The sequence below is a fragment of the Providencia stuartii genome, from assembly GCF_029277985.1.
Taxonomy (GTDB): Bacteria; Pseudomonadota; Gammaproteobacteria; order Enterobacterales; family Enterobacteriaceae; genus Providencia; species Providencia zhejiangensis.
Map to the genome: position 1 here is coordinate 2,946,726 of NZ_CP119546.1, position 17,386 is coordinate 2,964,111.

Below are 17,386 nucleotides of genomic sequence, written 5' to 3' on the forward strand. Positions count from 1 at the left end.
ATGAGGTAGCTACATCGTAAGCGCAATGTCAACTGTCTAAACTGAATGTGACCAGAACCCTCCTCTCTGGCCACCTGTTATTTCTAACCAATAAGTTCAATACGAGCAGGCAATCCTTGTCTTACCGATGCTCCTGAAACCCAATCTAACCACGTGTTTGCCACTTCACGCGTTGGGTCGGCAAAACCTAGGTCATTTAGGTTGATACCTGAACCATTCGCTGCATTCATCGGCATCGGTTCCCCATCAAGAAAGTGCTGTTTCGCCCCCATTTCTTTGTGACCATAGCCATGTTCAATCGCAAGTACCCCTGGCATCACACCGTCTAATACACTGATTTGAGCTTCTACATGACCTCCTGGCGTCGTGATTTTGACCCAATCGCCATGTTTAACCCCCATTTTTTGTGCATCATTAGGGTGAATAGCCACAAGGTTGGTCGGCTTCACATGGCGTAAGCGTTCAATCATCGTGGTAGAACTGCTCATAACATGTGATTTAAATGACATGAGTTTTAATGGCCATTCGTTTGGTGGGAAGATATTGTTGACATCCTCACCATTAGCTAAACGCGGTGGATAATAGGTTGGACATCCACTGTAACGCTCGCCTGTAATGGCATGGCGATTAACCGCAACCGTTGGGTTCCAAATCTGTAAACCTTTTTTCCATTGTGGCCCTGTCGCATCACCATCCCATGCTTTTTCATAAGGAGCAAAACGACCACCACGTGTATAGATATAGGCTACGCGTCTGATCTCTTCAGGTTTTAGTGTTTTCTCCATGGCTGGCATAATGCGTTCCACACCACTGAGCTGAATGTCTTCGCTTGCCGCTTCTGGTACAGGCTTCTCACCCAACCAAGCCATATTCGCTGCCACACGTAGATAATAATCTTCTGCACTGTTCAATGAATGTTTATTGCCATCCATATCTTCAATAACGTTATCACCAAATCCTGGAAGGTTTAGTTCTTTAGCGACCGCAATACAGAATGCTTCCATCGAAATAGGCTGACCATCCGCCGTTTTCGCGGTACGCGGCTCAACAATCGGCCAGCGAGCTGTACTTGCTTTGACCTGGACGCCAGACCAAGGAGCACTGAATCCCCAACTTTCAAAATTATGAGTATCAGGAATGATATAGTCAGCCAATGCGGTGGTTTCATTCATAAAGGCATCAATACCAATGATAAGAGGAAGATGTTTTGGATCTTTCAGTTTCTCTTCCATCACTTGACGGATCCCTGCAATACCGTAAACAGGGTTCGTCATATTGGTGATCCACGCCTTCAATTGATAGGGATATCCCATCAGTGCCGATGCTAATTGCTCTGTTAATTGGCCTTTAGCAAACGGATACCAAGGTGCTTTCGCAGGATAAGGTGATTCACCCGCAGCGACACGAGCCTTGAATTCATCAGATTTTTCATAGACTTCGTTACTACGTGATAATACGACACCCTTTGGTTTCACTTTACCTGCATAGCTCGCTATCTTATAACGAGGACCATCGGTTTCGCCGTTAAATTTGCCGCCACCAACAGAGACTCCCCCTTTGAGGTTTAAGTTACCAATCAGTGCATTCAACATAATGACCGACCAAGCGGTATAAAAACCATTGCCTCCCATCATCCCACCATGGGAAATTACAGCGGCTTGACGATCATAAGAGGTCAAGGCGCGACCCAATGATTCGATCGTCTTCACAGGAACTTGGCAACGTTCGCTATACTCTTCTAGAGTCATGCGCTCAGCCGCTTCTTTTAAGCATTGGAAACTTGATTTCACAGTAACTTCACTACCATCATGTAACGTTACTTTACGCGTCACAAACAGTTGTGCATTCGTGACATCATCAGCAAGTTTTAGCTCACCCGATGCATCCTGTACCAAGTATGCTTTTTTACTTTGTTCATCATCCGCGACTTGTCCATTCAAGTGTGAAGCAAGTAATAATTGTCCCGCTAATGGATGTGCGTCATCAGTGATCACCAAGTGCGTCGAGTTAGTCCAACTCTTCTCCCCCGCTGCTTGCATCGATTTTTCGCTCGGCACACTCAAATAGGCCGCATTATAACGCTCATTTTCGATGATCCAGCGGATCATTCCCATGACGAGCGCGGCATCAGTACCCGGTTGAACAGGTACCCAATGACCATGATCGTTAGCAAGTGTTGTCGTTAACGGTAATGCAGGCGCAACTACGACATAGTTAAAATTATCTCGTAAACGAGCAGACGCTAATTGGCGACCTTGACGTTTAAATGGGTTACCTGACTGTGCTGGTGAGGTTCCAATAAATAAGGCAAAACGAACGTTATCCCAATCGGGTTTGACGTGTGCGTTTTTATCCAAATCATCCATTAATGCACCAGAACCCGCACGATAGGCTAAACCACAATAGGAGCCGTGAGCACCAAAGTTCTTGCTACCAAACGCATTTTGCGCAAAGCGTCGAATGAAACCATCTCGGCCATCATCCCCAGCATTAGTGACTAATAATTGGTTTGCTTTTGGACCTAATTTGGGTTGTGCAGGATCCAGAGGGGTTTCGAGGTCACGAATAGCACGTAGTCCATCAACATGTCCCTCTCCAAATAAATCACCGCCCTCAACCACTTCTTTAATCAGTTGCTCAAAACTAATACGTTCCCATTTACCTTCACCACGCTGACCAACACGCTTCATTGGCTCTAGGATACGTAACGGACTCGTTAGTCCTTCCATCAACGTCGCACCACGTGCACATGCCGTTGAACGATGCTCTAAACCACTTTCTCCCCCCATTTTGTTGAAGGCCGTTTTCAAAGGCATACCATAAGGAAAATGCTTTTCATGAGAAAGTGGATGGTATGGGTTACCTGCAATACGTAATACTTCATTCTTTGCCGTATCAACACGTGCGCGAATACCACACTGTGTCCAACAACCGAAGCATTGTGTCATGGCAACGACTTGTTCTGGATTTTCCTTCCAGCCACCATTCGCTTGGCCTTCAGGACGTAATGAGTTGCCATTGATACGATCTAATGTCACTTTACCGGAGGTGCCATTGGCGAGGCCATCGACTGCACGCTTAGCAACGTCACGGTAACCTGCACCAAACAGTGCTAATCCACCGACAACTAAACCACCTTTAAGCCATTGACGTCTTGAGAATTTAGCCATGTTGCACTCTCCTTGCAAACCAACGAACACCTTCACGAACGATAATAATTAGTGCAATCCACAATCCGAATGTACCGAGTAATGCGAGTAGCCCATCAGTGCCCATCGGGAAATGATATGGATTAACGATAACGTTGTATTTTGGTACCGCTTGAACTTCCATCAAGAATACCCAACGTAAACTCCAAGTTAGCCCCATCGCGACTAATGCAGCAACGGTGATATAACCTATCGAACGAGTCGCCTTCAGATTGAATACTGACATCAATAACGCGGCAACCCATAGTGCACAAATCCCCATTAACATCCACCAGCCAGGGCTTGCTACATCGAGTTGATGACGTACTGCAATACCTGAAATGGTGTCACCTGATAACCATAATGCGAAGCACACGGCTAATAAAAGTAAGGTGATAACCTGAAAACGTGCTAGACGTTGTTGATATTGTGGCTCACGTCGTGCACCTAAACCGATTAAAGCGGGCACTGCTTGCATTGCACTGAAGAATAGCAATACTGGGATCCACCAGCTAAACCAAATTGGTCGTGCGATTAATACTGACGCTTCACGTCCGGTATACAGCAATAACCCTATGGCGGATAGAGCAGACAATAGCGCAACCCAACGCGTTGCTTTAAACTCTTTTTTCCAAATAAACTTAACCAAGAGTGCGATGAAATACAGGCCAGTAAAGGTCGTAAATAAAGGTAACAGCACAGATCCCCACCACATCCATGACCAAATGGTTGGATGGGCATAGAAATGCCATACACGAGCCGTTTGGTGCAGATCCGCTGTCAATGCTAATGGTGCTGTAATACCCATCGTTATCGTGATAAATACCGCTATCATTTCTAAACGGCTATTTTCACTCTTAGCTTGCCAGTGTAAGTAACAAGCGTACAAGGTTGCACATGCTGCAATACCGATAAAAAAGAAATACTGAACCGCCCAAGGCAACCAAAAAAACTCTTGCGGTTGAGCCATAATTTCTGAGATATAAGCCACTTGTTCACTCATCAGAACACCTCCTGCCACAGTGCTGGTTGCCCTTTGCCGGCTAACGGCTGAACAAAAGCATCATCCAGACCTAAATAAAACACTTGCGGTAATGTGCCACTTTCAGGTTTAAGAACTTTAATTTCTGCTTCATGTTCTGTGAGCATTTTCCGAATAGTACTATTCGGATCTTTTAAATCACCGATAATGCGTGCCCCACCAACACAGGATTCAACACAAGCAGGTAATAATCCCACCTCAAGGCGATGAGCACAGAAAGTACATTTATCTGCGGTTTGTGTTGTGTGGTTGATAAAACGCGCATCGTATGGGCAGGCTTGAACACAATAGGCACAGCCAACACAGCGTTCATTATCAATCACCACGATGCCATCTTCACGTTGGAACGTTGCTTGCACAGGACAAACAGGCACACAAGGCGGGTTATCGCAATGGTTACATAAACGGGGCAACAGGACGTTTGTCAGCCCTTCTTCACCTTGCAAAGAGACTTGATATTGGTTAACCGTCGTCCGGAATTGGCCTTGTGGCGTCTGATTCTCAACAGCACAGCTAACAGTACATGATTGACAACCGACACAGCGGCGTAAATCGATCAGCATTCCATAACGCTTTTCAGGATTACCTTCACGACGAGTTGGAGCGAAATTAAGTCCTGCTTCAGCAATCGGTATCAACGATGCCCCGGCAGTCACAGCTCCTAATTGTTGTAGAAATTTTCGTTTACTCAGATCCATAATTGGCTCCAGTAGGACATTGCTAATGCTAAAATAGAGGATAAAAATTGCTATTCTTTTGGTTTTACAGGTTTTATTTACCTGTTACATCAAGCTATTTTTGATAACCCCAGTAATTCTTATTTCTCTTTAAAAACGGTGTGTTATCTTTAATTGGTCTTATTGTAAGAGGGGCAGCGTAACGACCCTATTGTGGTTTACCACATACCCGTAGCTAAATTGATCTAACGCAACTAATAAGCCAAATATGTTAAAGAAATACTCTATGTCTTTGTATCGATTACTGATAATCATTCTTATTGCCGGGTCATTTCCGGCCATGGCAGCAGAATGGAAAATTGGGGTGCTTGCCTTACGCGGTGCTAACTCAACCCAAACCCATTGGCAAACATTAACTGATACATTGAATAATGCGCTGCCTGATGAGCATTTCACTTTGCAGCCGCTTAATTTAGATGAGATGCGTAATGCGATTTCAGAACGCAAAATTGACTTTTTACTCACTAATCCCGCACAATTTATTCAATTAGATAGCCGTTATCATCTACGTTGGTTGCTCTCTTTACGCTCTTCCGTCGAACCCGATAGTACAACGCGCAATGTGATTGGTAGCCTTATTTTAGTGCGCGCTGATAGCGACGTTAACGAAATAAAAGACCTCATCGGTAAGAAGGTGGGGGCAATTTCTCCGGATGCATTTGGAGGCTATCTGTTAGGTTATAAAGTATTGCGAGATATGGGCTATGATGCCGAAAAAGATTTTCGCATGCAGTTCCTCGGCTTTCCTGCCGATGCATTATTGTATGCGTTACGGGATGACTCACTTTCTGCGGCCATTATCCCTGTCTGTTTATTGGAGAATATGGATAAAGAAGGGTTAATTGATAAAAACCATTTCCGTCCTTTAATCGAACATGAGAGCAATTTACCCTGTAAAACCAGTACAGAACTCTACCCGAATTGGTCGTTTGCCGCGCTGAATGATGTTCCTGATAATTTAGTTGATAAAGTGACTAAAACACTGCTTTCATCGGATAAGTCAGGTATGCGCTGGGGAGCCCCCGCCTCGGTCAATCAAGTTGAGACGCTATTGCGTGATGTGAATCAACACCCACAACAACGCCAAATTTGGCAAGATATTGTGAGTTGGCTGATCCAGCATCAAATCACTATCAGCATCGCGGTACTGTTTTTTATTCTACTTGGCATCAACCATGTTTGGATCGCATTTTTAGTTCGTCGCAAAAGTCGACAACTCGAAGACGCGCACAATCGCTTACGACAACAAGAAGCCAACTTAGCAAAGGCGCAACGGCTGAATATATTAGGCGAAATGGCTTCTGGGTTTGCTCATGAGTTAAACCAACCTCTTTCGGCAATCCGCCACTATGCCCAAGGCTGTATTTTACGTCTTCAAAAAGAGTCAGATGAACATCCACTGATTAACGCCCTCACTAAAATTGATAATCAAGCGCAGCGCGGTGGTGATATTATTCGCAATCTTCGGTTATGGGCAGGAAAACCAAACCAAGAAGTTGCGTTACCTTTAAGTGAGCAATATGTCATACCGACCATACAACATATCTGGCAGCTACTACGAGTTCCACAGCATTATCCACTCGTCAAACTGATTTTACCTAATAGCCATGATGTCTGCTTGAAGCTCCCAGAAACACTACTTGACCAATTACTCTCCAATCTAATCAGTAATAGCTTACAGGCTGGTGCAAAGACTTTATGTTTTAGTTTTCACTTTGCACCAGAACGATTTTTATTGGTTTTACAAGATGATGCCGGTGGTATGGCGCCTGAACAGCTCACTCAAGGGATTACGCCCTTTGCGACGACGAAAAAAGAGGGACTCGGACTTGGCTTAGTGATTTGTCAGCGGCTGATTCAAAGCCAAGGAGGGGATATTCGTATTGAAAATAATCTGAGTGAGGAGGGGTTAAATGGCCTAAGAGTGACCTTAATCTTTCCTTATGAGGAAAAAGTATAAACACCAACCGCCTTCATACATCGACGGATAACATGAAGGCGAGGGTCATCTATTTTCAAGGTGATGTTCAATGAGAATGGAGTCATATCCCCTCACGCTAAATTTTAATGAATGTCGATTTACTTTCGCATACTATTGATAACATTAATCATGTGAATATGAGACAATCACGCTTCACCCGTTTAGATATTGATACCCCAGTTTGATGAAATGAGGTACTTATTCATGCCTGTTATACATCTGGTGGACGATGATCCTGCTGTCACGGATGCCTGCCAATTTCTTCTTGAAACACTCGGTTATACCGTTGTGGTTTGGAATGACAGTGAACAATTTATCCAACAAGCAAATCTTCATCAAGAAGGTGTGGTACTGCTCGATATGCGCATGCCAAAACTTGATGGCCGCCAAGTCCATCAATTACTCAAAGAACAGCAAAGTACATTAGCAGTCATTTTTCTTTCTGGTCACGGTGACATCCCTATGGCTGTCGAGCAAATCAAACTGGGTGCGGTCGATTTTCTCCAAAAACCCATTGATAGCCAATTGCTCGCTAAAACACTCGAACAAGCTCAAACAAAAACAACGCAAGCGACGGCCAGTTACCTCATCCAGCAACGCTACCAAACACTGACACCGAGAGAGAAAGAGATTTGCAAGTATGTCTTACAGGGCTTAATCAACCGAGAAATTGCAGACGTCGCCTGTGTATCAGTGCGAACTGTTGAAGTACACCGCTCCCGAATGATGGAAAAAATGGCTGTGCGTAATATTGCTGAATTAATGAGTACGCTACAGACGGCTAATTTATTAAATGAATAATTTGTTATAATAAGAACATTATTGATAAATAGGCTAATGTTTAAACTAAATCAGTCATTTCATGATGCTTTAGTCGTCAAAACCATAGATTAATCGTTGTTATAATAACAATGTCAATAACGAACAACGGTATAAAATCACTAACCTAATTTTTGGAAACCAATGATACAAGCTCCAAAGTTTCATAAAAGTTTATTACACCCACGTTACTGGCTCACTTGGTTTGGCATCGGCTTGCTGTACCTGCTAGTTCTGTTGCCCTACCCCATGATCTATTGGATGGGCACACGTTTAGGCATGCTATCGAAGCGATTACTGAAAAAGCGTGCACAGATTGCCGATCGTAATTTAGCACTCTGCTTCCCTGAAATGAGTTTAGAAAAACGCCAACAGTACATTAACAAAAATTTTGCATCCGTTGGCATGGGCGTTTTTGAAACAGGAATGGCTTGGTTTTGGCCTGAATGGCGTATCCGTCGCTGGTTTAAAATTGAAGGACGTGAACATATGCTCGCGGCGCAATCAACAGGTCGTGGCATTATCGTTTTAGGGATCCACTTTTTAACCTTAGAGCTAGGAGCAAGAGCATTCGGTATACTTAATCCAGGCATTGGCGTTTATCGTCCAAATGACAATAAGCTGATGGATTGGTTACAGACTCGCGGGCGTCTGCGTTCTAATAAATATATGTTAGACCGGAAAGATGTTAAAGGGATGGTACGTAGCTTAAAACAGGGGGAAATTCTCTGGTATGCCCCTGACCATGATTATGGTCCTCGAAACAGCTCTTTTGCACCGCTGTTCGCGGTAAAAAATGCCGCAACCACAAATGGTTCAGCGATTTTATTACGCCTTGCCGACCCGTTAATTGTACCTTTTATTCCTCGTCGATTACCTAACGGCAAAGGATATGAATTAATCATTCAACCGGCTATCGACAACTTCCCCGTTGATAATGAAGTGGCGGTGGCAACAAAAATGAACCAGCTCATTGAACAAGCGATATTATTAGCCCCAGAACAGTACATGTGGCTACATCGACGGTTTAAAACACGTCCCGAAGGAGAACCTTCATTGTACGGTGATTTAGACAAAATCCATCATTGATAAAACACAGCGGCTGTCGGTTTTCTGACAGCCGCTGTGTTTTAAGCATTACAGTTGAGTAAGGAGTCTATGTTAAACAGAAACAGTTATTGGAAACGTAACCTTTATGTGGTCTGGTTTGGTTGTTTTTTAACGGGGGCTGCATTTAGTCTGATCATGCCTTTTCTTCCGTTATATATCGAAGAACTCGGCGTGACCGATCATAGCTCTTTAAACCTTTGGACAGGTGCGGTTTTCAGTATTACGTTTTTGTTTTCTGCGATTGCAGCGCCGTTTTGGGGGCGATTATCCGACCGAAAAGGCAGAAAGTTAATGCTGTTGCGTTCGGCATTAGGTATGGCCATCGTAATGGTATTAATTGGATTTGCTCAAAATATTTGGCAGTTACTCGCCCTTAGGGCGCTATTAGGCTTACTCGGCGGATTTGTTCCCAATGCTAACGCATTAATTGCGACGCAAGTACCGGTTAAGAAAAGCGGTTGGGCGATGGGCGTGCTCGCAACCGGTGCGGTAAGTGGCGCATTAATTGGTCCGCTTATTGGGGGATTACTGGCCGACCAATATGGCCTACGCCCAGTATTCTTTATTACGGCTAGCGTACTCTTTATTTGCTTTATTGTTACGCTATTTTATGTCCGAGAACGTTTTACCCCAGTTTCACGTCAAGATGCCCTTAATAACAAGCAAGTCTTTGCATCGCTAAAAAATAAAAATCTGGTGATCAGCTTATTTTTTACGACCATGATTATCCAAGCAGCAATGGGCTCAATCAACCCAGTTATTACACTGTATGTTCGTGATCTCGCTGGCACAACAGAAAACTTAGCTTTTATTAGTGGTGTCATCGCGTCTATTCCCGGTATCGCCGCCCTGCTTAGCGCCCCTCGGTTAGGTAAATTGAGTGACCGCATTGGTCCTGAAAAAGTTTTACTGGCGGTATTAGCCGCTTCTATTTTTGTGTTATTCCCGATGGGGCTTGTCAGTAATTATTGGGAGCTTGGCGCACTACGCTTTTTACTCGGGGCATTAAACGCGGCCTTATTACCCGCCGTACAAACATTAATTATTTACAATATCTCTCACCAAGTGACAGGCCGAATTTTTAGCTATAACCAAGCATTACGTGATGTGGGAAACGTCACGGGTCCACTAATGGGGTCATTTGTTGCGGCAAGTTATGGCTTTAGAGCTGTGTTTTTCTTTACCGCAGCCTTGGTGTTATTCAATTTAATCTATTCATGGTACATCATTAAGCGACAATCCCAAGGTTGTCAGTCTCCCTCTGTTTGAATGTGATAGAAAGCAAAAATTTTTTTTCGCTAAAAAAATTCGTTCCATACCGCCCGCTGATAAATGCAGTTATTTATTCATTTCCCTGATTTATTGTAGGTATAACAGCATTTTATGCAAAAAACAGAGAAAACATAACTTAAGCTTATGTTTTTGAAGGCTATGATTGTTTTATAATCATCTCTTTTCTTGTCAACCAAATTCCTGTATTGTCGCCTACCTTATCGTGAAAAGTGCGATTGATATCGACTTTTCACCTTAAAAATACACTTTTAACAAGAAATATATTCTGTTTATAAGTGTTTTTATAATAATGTATGTTAAAAATATGTTTACAAAATTAAGTTAACATATCTATAAATTTTAACACCTACAGATTCGCTAGGTGTATTTCCAAGCACAACCAATCAAAAAATAATTTATCGGAGTTCACAGATGAGTCATTCTGCGACTAAAACAAAAACCTTTTTTGGGCACCCGTACCCACTAAGTTCACTCTTCCTCACTGAAATGTGGGAACGGTTTTCTTTCTATGGTGTACGCCCTCTCCTCATATTATTTATGAGTGCAGCACTATTACAAGGGGGAATGGGGTTACCCATTGAACAAGCATCCGCAATTGTCGGTATCTTTGCTGGTGGTGTTTATATCACCTCACTTCCTGGAGGCTGGCTTGCCGATAACTGGTTAGGGCAACGTCGAGCAGTTTGGTATGGCTCATTGATCATCGCTTTCGGTCACCTATCCATCGCGATGTCCGCCTTCTGGAGTAATACCTTTTTCTTCGTCGGTTTGTTACTGATTGTATTAGGTACGGGTTTATTTAAAACTTGTATTACCGTCATGGTAGGGACACTGTACAAGAAAGAAGATACTCGCCGTGATGGTGGTTTTTCACTATTTTATATGGGCATTAACATGGGGTCATTTATTGCTCCTTTGATTATTGGCCCTCTGCATGAAAAATATGGTTGGCACCTCGGCTTTGGCCTAGGCGGCATCGGTATGTTGATCGCGTTGTTAATTTTCCGTTTCTATGCCATTCCGCAAATGCGCCGATATGATAAAGAAGTTGGATTAGATTCCACTTGGAACCGTCCAACTGTAGAACGTAAAAATGTTGGTAAATGGGTTACTGTTGCAATGGCATTGCTAGCAGTCTTAGTTATCTTAATCGATAATGGCACGATCCCATTCAATGCATCGACAATTGCAAAAAGCTCCGCTTATATCATTGCAACTTGTGTTGGTATCTATTTCTTCTTTATGTTCTTCTTTGCAGGCCTAAATAGCAGCGAACGTTCACGTCTACTGGCTTGTTTAATACTGCTCATTGCTGCCGCATTTTTCTGGTCAGCGTTTGAACAAAAACCAACGTCGTTCAATATCTTCGCGCGTGACTATACCGATCGCCAAATGGGTTCCTTTGAAATCCCAACGATTTGGTTCCAATCTATCAACGCATTATTCATCATTCTGTTAGCGCCGGTATTCAGCTGGTTCTGGCCTTCCCTCGCCAAACGCAATATGAACCCAAGCAGCATGACTAAATTTGTCATTGGTATCCTATTTGCTGCGGCAGGTTTTGCGGTCATGATGATGGCTGCTAATCAAGTTCTAGCGACACAAACGGGGGTCTCTCCCTTCTGGTTAGTATCAAGTATCTTGTTGCTGACATTGGGTGAACTGTGCTTAAGCCCTATTGGGTTAGCCACAATGACATTATTAGCACCACAAAAAATGCGTGGTCAAGTGATGGGCCTGTGGTTCTGTGCTAGCGCACTCGGTAACCTTGCGGCTGGTATTATGGGCGGTAATATCAATAAAGAACAATTGAATTCAATGCCTGAGCTGTTCTCACACGTTTCAATAGCATTAGTTATCTGTGCCATTGTTCTGGCTGCCTTAATTATCCCAGTCAGAAAAATGTTAAAAAACGCAGATGAGAATGAAGCGAAAGCAGAATAATCCTCATTAACGTCTCTATGCCCGATAGGTTTTTACAGCCTATCGGGCATTTTTATTTCAAGCATTAACCTATTATGTTGATGCTTAATTAGCGCTATACTCCTTTCCCTCTTACTCATTTAGCACCCTATTAAACTTGCCTTTGGAAAACCATTATGAGTACTACAACCTTTCCTGTTTATTATGTTGATGCCTTTACTCAACAACAATTTCACGGTAATCCTGCTGCTATTGTGTTACTCGAAACATGGCTTCCAGATGATCAATTAATGGCTATTGCTGCTGAAATTAATCTTTCAGAAACTGCATTCTTAGTTGGAGAGCATATTCGCTGGTTCACACCTAACGTAGAAGTTAAATTATGTGGTCACGCGACACTTGCGACGGCATTTATACTGCATCAGTTTAAGCAACACCCGATTTCACCTTTCGTATTTCAATCTCTTTCTGGAGAACTCATCGTATACAAAAATGAAAAAGGGTTTACACTCGATTTCCCTGTGCTAGAAACAAAACAGGTTGCTGTTACCGATCACCCTCAATTAACCGACATTTTAGGGGGCGATATAGAATCATTATGGCTCGCTAAAGACCGCTATGTCTGCTTTTTAAGTGATGCCAATCAAGTTGCCAACTGTACGCCTAATCTGAGCGCGATGGCAGCGCTCCCTCTACCAGGCCTAACCATTACTGCCCTCAGTGATAACCCAAATGCTGATTTTGTATCCCGTTACTTTGCTCCCGCCAAAGGGGTCGACGAAGATCCGGTAACAGGTACCTCGCATTGCGCTATCGCACCATTATGGGCTGCACGTTTAAATAAAAATCAGCTAATCGGTCATCAAATATCTGCTCGTGGTGGTGTCGTGTTATGTTCAGTCGACAATGAGAGAGTCAAACTGACTGGAGAAGCAACGCTATTTTTAACCGGTAACATCCATATTTAAGCTCACGAATATGTGTTTGACTACGTCCCTATATTCACCCAAAAAATAATTATCAATGAAACATCGCCGGTGTAACTCATTTTGGATAGCGTATAACAATAAATTTATATACCCTAAATAAGGGGAATGTGGCAGCAATGAGGTAATCATTCGCCAGCCACATTCAATATGGATGGCTTGGACATATAAACCGAGTCATCACTACGGTGTGAAATATGGCTAATTTAGTCCCATAGCAAATAATTGTAAGGCAACATTATGCGTTCTGACGTTGATGAGATAATCACGCAAAAAATCGAAGATTCTATTACCAGTGTTTCCAAGGTTATTTTTCCTACAACCACAAACCATCATGATACCTTATTTGGTGGAACCGCCCTTGCGTGGATGGATGAAGTCTCTTTTATTACTGCAACGCGTTTTTCTCGTAAACGTTTGGTCACCGTTTCAACCGAAAAAATCAACTTCACTCACCCGATCCCCTCCGGCACAATTGTTGAATTAGTGGGTAAAGTGAGCCGTGTTGGTAGAACAAGTTTGACAGTAAATGTTTCTATCTTTTTAGAAGATATGTATCGTGAAGGCCGCGAAGAAGTGATCCATGGTCAATTTAACTTTGTCGCTGTCGATGATCATGGTAAACCAACACCACTTTTCGATTTTCAATAGATCAGCATTCAATCTGGGTAGCAAGTCTAAAGTCTTACCTCATGAATGTATTGAGGTATTATTCTAAACGCTACCCTATCACACAGAGTAATCAGTCATTAACCCTGCCTTATTGTAAATAAAAAATAATAACCATCTACTTAAAAGATAACTGTAAAAAGCAGCAATGTGACGATATTGCCAGTTTTTCCTTCCATATTTAAAGATGATTCATAGTAAATAACATACCTACGCAGCCTGATTAACCTCATTTCACACTACAAAAACCGCAATGACTCACCAATAAAAATACCAAATAAACTATAGGGGTCATTTTTTAAAAAAGTATTTTCTATTTAAATCAATACATTATACTCCCCAGTAACTGATTACAAAAAAACGTGATAATTATCACATATAGTCGCGAATTAACTCCCCTGATACCTCCATTTAGTTACATTTACTTAGTCATTAAACGAGTAAAAATAATATAGAGAGGAAATCTATGAGACATGGTGATATTTCGAGTAGTCCTACATCCGTGGGTGTTGCTGTCGTTAATTACAAAATACCTCGCTTGCATAACCGAGATGATGTTATTGAAAATGCAAATAAAATTTCAGATGTCATTGCGGGTATAAAAACAGGCTTTCCAGGTCTTGACCTTATTATTTTTCCTGAATATAGCACCCAAGGGATCATGTATGATCATGAAGAAATGATGGCTACCGCAGCAACGGTTCCCGGTGATGAAACAAGAATATTTTCAGCGGCTTGTAAAGCGAATAAGGTTTGGGGGGTATTTTCTATCACGGGTGAACAACATGAAGAACATCCTTTAAAAGCGCCCTATAACACGCTTATTTTGATCGATGATAACGGTAATATAGTCCAAAAATACCGTAAAATTATTCCATGGTGCCCTATCGAAGGCTGGTACCCCGGCGATAAAACTTATGTTTCTGATGGACCTAAAGGATTAAAAATAAGCCTGATCATTTGTGACGATGGAAATTACCCTGAAATATGGCGTGATTGCGCAATGAAAGGCGCAGAACTCATTGTTCGTTGTCAAGGTTATATGTATCCCGCTAAAGAACAACAGATAATGATGGCAAAAACCATGGCATGGGCAAATAACTGTTATGTTGCTGTCGCAAATGGCACTGGGTTTGATGGGGTTTATACCTACTTTGGGCATTCTGCGATTATTGGTTTTGATGGACATACATTAGGTGAATGTGGTGAAGAGGAAATGGGTGTGCAGTATGCTCAACTCTCAGTAACTGAAATCCGCGATGCTCGCCGATATGATCAATCACAAAACCATCTATTTAAGATTTTACATCGTGGCTATACCGGTATTTATAATTCGGGTGACGGTAATAAAGGGCTTGCTGAGTGTCCTTTTGAATTTTATCGCAGCTGGGTACTTGATGCAGAAAAAACGCAAGAACAGGTTGAAAGCATCACTCGAGATACTATCGGTATTTCAGAATGCCAAGTTTACGATTTACCCACGGATGAAAATAAAATAAAAAATGTTGGTTAACTAAAATCTGAAGTAGTAATTCATTATTGAATAAACGTTAAATATATTAATACTTGCTATTAATTTTCTACATCAAGGATAAATGGAGAGTATTTGGCATCTCTATTAGCCAAATATTATATAAATAGCAACTTGCATGATTAATAGAAATACACTGCTGTTCTTGAATTACTACTTTATCCATTATCATTAATTAGGAACAAACATGCCTTTTATCAATGATATGTTAGCATCGAACCTTCAAGAAAAAAACACTTCATCTCTAAAAATAGAGAAAGGACATTTTCGTTTTATCTTTGACCCAGAAAATGTTATCGAGAATATTGAAAAAACTATCATTGGGCAAGATGAAGTATTAACTCAGCTAAAAGATATTCTTTATTGCATTAAAACCAATATATTTGATCCCAATAGACCATTAACTACATTGTTATTCTTAGGACCAACTGGGGTAGGAAAAACAGAAACAGTCATTGCTTTAGCGAAGGCAATCAATAATGGTAAAGCGCATTATTGCCGAATAAACATGAATACTTTATCTCAAGATCACTATGCAGCCTCTTTATCAGGTGCACCACCAGGTTATTCAGGAAGTAAAGAGTCCTACTCGTTATTTGATACTGATAAAATAGAGGGCAGCTATAATACTCCTGGCATTGTATTATTTGATGAAATCGAAAAAGCCAGCAAAAGCGTCATCAGAACATTACTGAATATTCTTGATACTGGAGAATTAGAACTTGCCAATGGCCAAAAAACGATTAACTTCAAAAATACAATAATTATTATGACGTCTAATTTAGGGTCTAAAGATATTTTAAATGAAAAACAGGGTATAACTAAGTTATGGTCAAAAAAGAGCTATGATAATAAAATCATCTCATTACTTGAAAAACAGTTTGACCCCGAATTTATTAATCGAATAGATAGAAAAATAAGCTTTAAGAAAATAACCTCTGAACAAGCGATTAAAATAATTGATATGCAATTATCCAATCTTAATCAAAGAATAGTACAGTATTCAATTAATATCACACTCGATGTTTTAGCAAAAGTGAAAATAAATTCAATGTGTGACCCACGTTATGGTGTAAGAGATATAAAGCGTATTTTTAAGATACATATAGAACCTTTAGTCGCAAGAGCGATATTCAATAATGAGCACTCAATGCATATAGTGCTCACTGTCGATAATAATCAATTTATCATTAAGAGGTGAACGATGGAGGGGATATTACTTATTTTTATTGGTAGTGTTTTGAGTATAAATGGAATCGCAATTATAAAAGGATATGATGATAAAGAAACGGGAATATTTAATGGTATTATTGGTTGTTTTTGTTTAATTGGTAATATCATTTTAATGATCAATGCTAAAGAGAGTATAGCCTACACTGCAATAGCACAATCTATGCTATTTACCTTCACTTATCTATTTTTAAGTTTTGTGAAAATATATTCCTTATCGGGTAAATTATTTGGATGGTATTGTCTTTTTGTCTTTTTTAATGCCTTATTTTATGCCTATTATGCCAGTTCAGATATTCGCATGGTTGTGCTCTGGTTAGTATGGGCAATATTATGGTTACTGTTTTTTTGTACATTCTCACTGAATATTAAAATTAATCATCTAGGTACGTTAACACTACTCGTTGGTATTGTTACCTGCGCCATACCCGGGCTAATGATGGTGACTAATCACTGGTAATCAACAGCAATAAATAAATCGCTAGTACCCTCTAGATATTGTAGGGGGATTAGCATTATCAGGATTTCACGTTAATTAACCCCTTATAATAGGAAGAACCTCACTTTATACGCCTATCACCGTGTGATAGTTCTATTCTTAACGAGTATGAGATACCGATCGCACTTTCTTAAAATAGAACAACGAAATTGCCTCTTTAAAAAAGCAGGATTTTCCTATAAATAAAAATACATCCGTTCACTACAATACTAACCCTGCATAACACACACCTAAAACTAGTAAATTACGATAATGAACGAGATAAAAACAACTTTACGCACATTCTTATTTTAAAAAGCGTTAGCAAAGTGAGATAAAAAACTAAAACACATTGATATTCTATGCCTAGAGACGTAAAGTATTTAAAGTAAAATTTTG

At 41.1% G+C, this 17,386-nt stretch carries 13 protein-coding genes; 10 read left to right on the top strand and 3 right to left on the bottom strand.

All coding sequences use genetic code 11. The features are described from left to right. Positions 1-83: 83 nt before the first annotated feature. Genes ttrA through ttrB form a run of 3 tightly spaced genes read right to left on the bottom strand, consistent with a single transcriptional unit; the run spans position 84 to position 4,928 of the window. Positions 84-3,170: a tetrathionate reductase subunit TtrA gene (gene ttrA, locus P2E05_RS13135; protein WP_163862398.1), complete on the bottom strand. Its 3,087-nt coding sequence runs from the start codon at positions 3,168-3,170 to the stop codon at positions 84-86. Further along, positions 3,163-4,191 carry a tetrathionate reductase subunit TtrC gene (gene ttrC, locus P2E05_RS13140; protein WP_154623006.1) on the bottom strand — a complete coding sequence of 343 codons (1,029 nt, stop codon included), beginning with the start codon at positions 4,189-4,191 and terminating at the stop codon, positions 3,163-3,165. Before ttrC ends, ttrA begins: the two co-directional genes overlap by 8 nt. Then, positions 4,191-4,928, bottom strand: a complete 738-nt coding sequence (ttrB, locus tag P2E05_RS13145; RefSeq protein ID WP_154623007.1) for a tetrathionate reductase subunit TtrB — start codon at positions 4,926-4,928, stop codon at positions 4,191-4,193. The genes ttrC and ttrB overlap by 1 nt, the downstream gene beginning before the upstream one ends. A 265-nt stretch (positions 4,929-5,193) precedes the next feature. Here ttrB and ttrS point away from each other — a divergent pair, with 265 nt between their 5' ends. From ttrS to P2E05_RS13195, 10 genes are all read left to right on the top strand, one after another. Next, complete coding sequence (gene ttrS, locus P2E05_RS13150) at positions 5,194-6,927, top strand: tetrathionate respiration histidine kinase TtrS (RefSeq protein ID WP_196712959.1); 1,734 nt, start codon at positions 5,194-5,196, stop codon at positions 6,925-6,927. Positions 6,928-7,152: 225 nt separating this feature from the next. Beyond that, positions 7,153-7,749, top strand: a complete 597-nt coding sequence (gene ttrR, locus P2E05_RS13155) for a tetrathionate respiration response regulator TtrR (protein WP_154623009.1) — start codon at positions 7,153-7,155, stop codon at positions 7,747-7,749. A 162-nt stretch (positions 7,750-7,911) separates the two neighbouring features. Then, a complete protein-coding gene (locus P2E05_RS13160) occupies positions 7,912-8,856 on the top strand; it encodes a Kdo(2)-lipid IV(A) acyltransferase (protein ID WP_154623010.1) in 945 nt (314 codons plus the stop codon). Positions 8,857-8,925: 69 nt separating this feature from the next. Beyond that, positions 8,926-10,146 (top strand): multidrug efflux MFS transporter MdtG, encoded by a 1,221-nt coding sequence (mdtG, locus tag P2E05_RS13165; protein ID WP_154623011.1) that lies wholly within the window; start codon positions 8,926-8,928, stop codon positions 10,144-10,146. A 435-nt stretch (positions 10,147-10,581) separates the two neighbouring features. Continuing rightward, positions 10,582-12,114 carry a peptide MFS transporter gene (locus P2E05_RS13170; protein WP_154624628.1) on the top strand — a complete coding sequence of 511 codons (1,533 nt, stop codon included), beginning with the start codon at positions 10,582-10,584 and terminating at the stop codon, positions 12,112-12,114. Between the two features lie 155 nt (positions 12,115-12,269). After that, on the top strand, positions 12,270-13,061 hold the full coding sequence (locus P2E05_RS13175; protein ID WP_272657462.1) for a PhzF family phenazine biosynthesis protein: 792 nt from the start codon (positions 12,270-12,272) through the stop codon (positions 13,059-13,061). Between the two features lie 258 nt (positions 13,062-13,319). After that, positions 13,320-13,730: an acyl-CoA thioesterase gene (locus P2E05_RS13180; protein WP_154624630.1), complete on the top strand. Its 411-nt coding sequence runs from the start codon at positions 13,320-13,322 to the stop codon at positions 13,728-13,730. Positions 13,731-14,214: 484 nt separating this feature from the next. After that, entirely contained in the window at positions 14,215-15,261 is a 1,047-nt protein-coding gene (locus tag P2E05_RS13185; RefSeq protein ID WP_154624631.1) for an aliphatic amidase, read from the top strand. Positions 15,262-15,466: 205 nt separating this feature from the next. After that, complete coding sequence (locus P2E05_RS13190; RefSeq protein ID WP_249999030.1) at positions 15,467-16,480, top strand: AAA family ATPase; 1,014 nt, start codon at positions 15,467-15,469, stop codon at positions 16,478-16,480. Between the two features lie 3 nt (positions 16,481-16,483). Further along, a complete protein-coding gene (locus P2E05_RS13195) occupies positions 16,484-16,969 on the top strand; it encodes an AmiS/UreI family transporter (RefSeq protein ID WP_154624633.1) in 486 nt (161 codons plus the stop codon). Positions 16,970-17,386 lie beyond the last annotated feature (417 nt).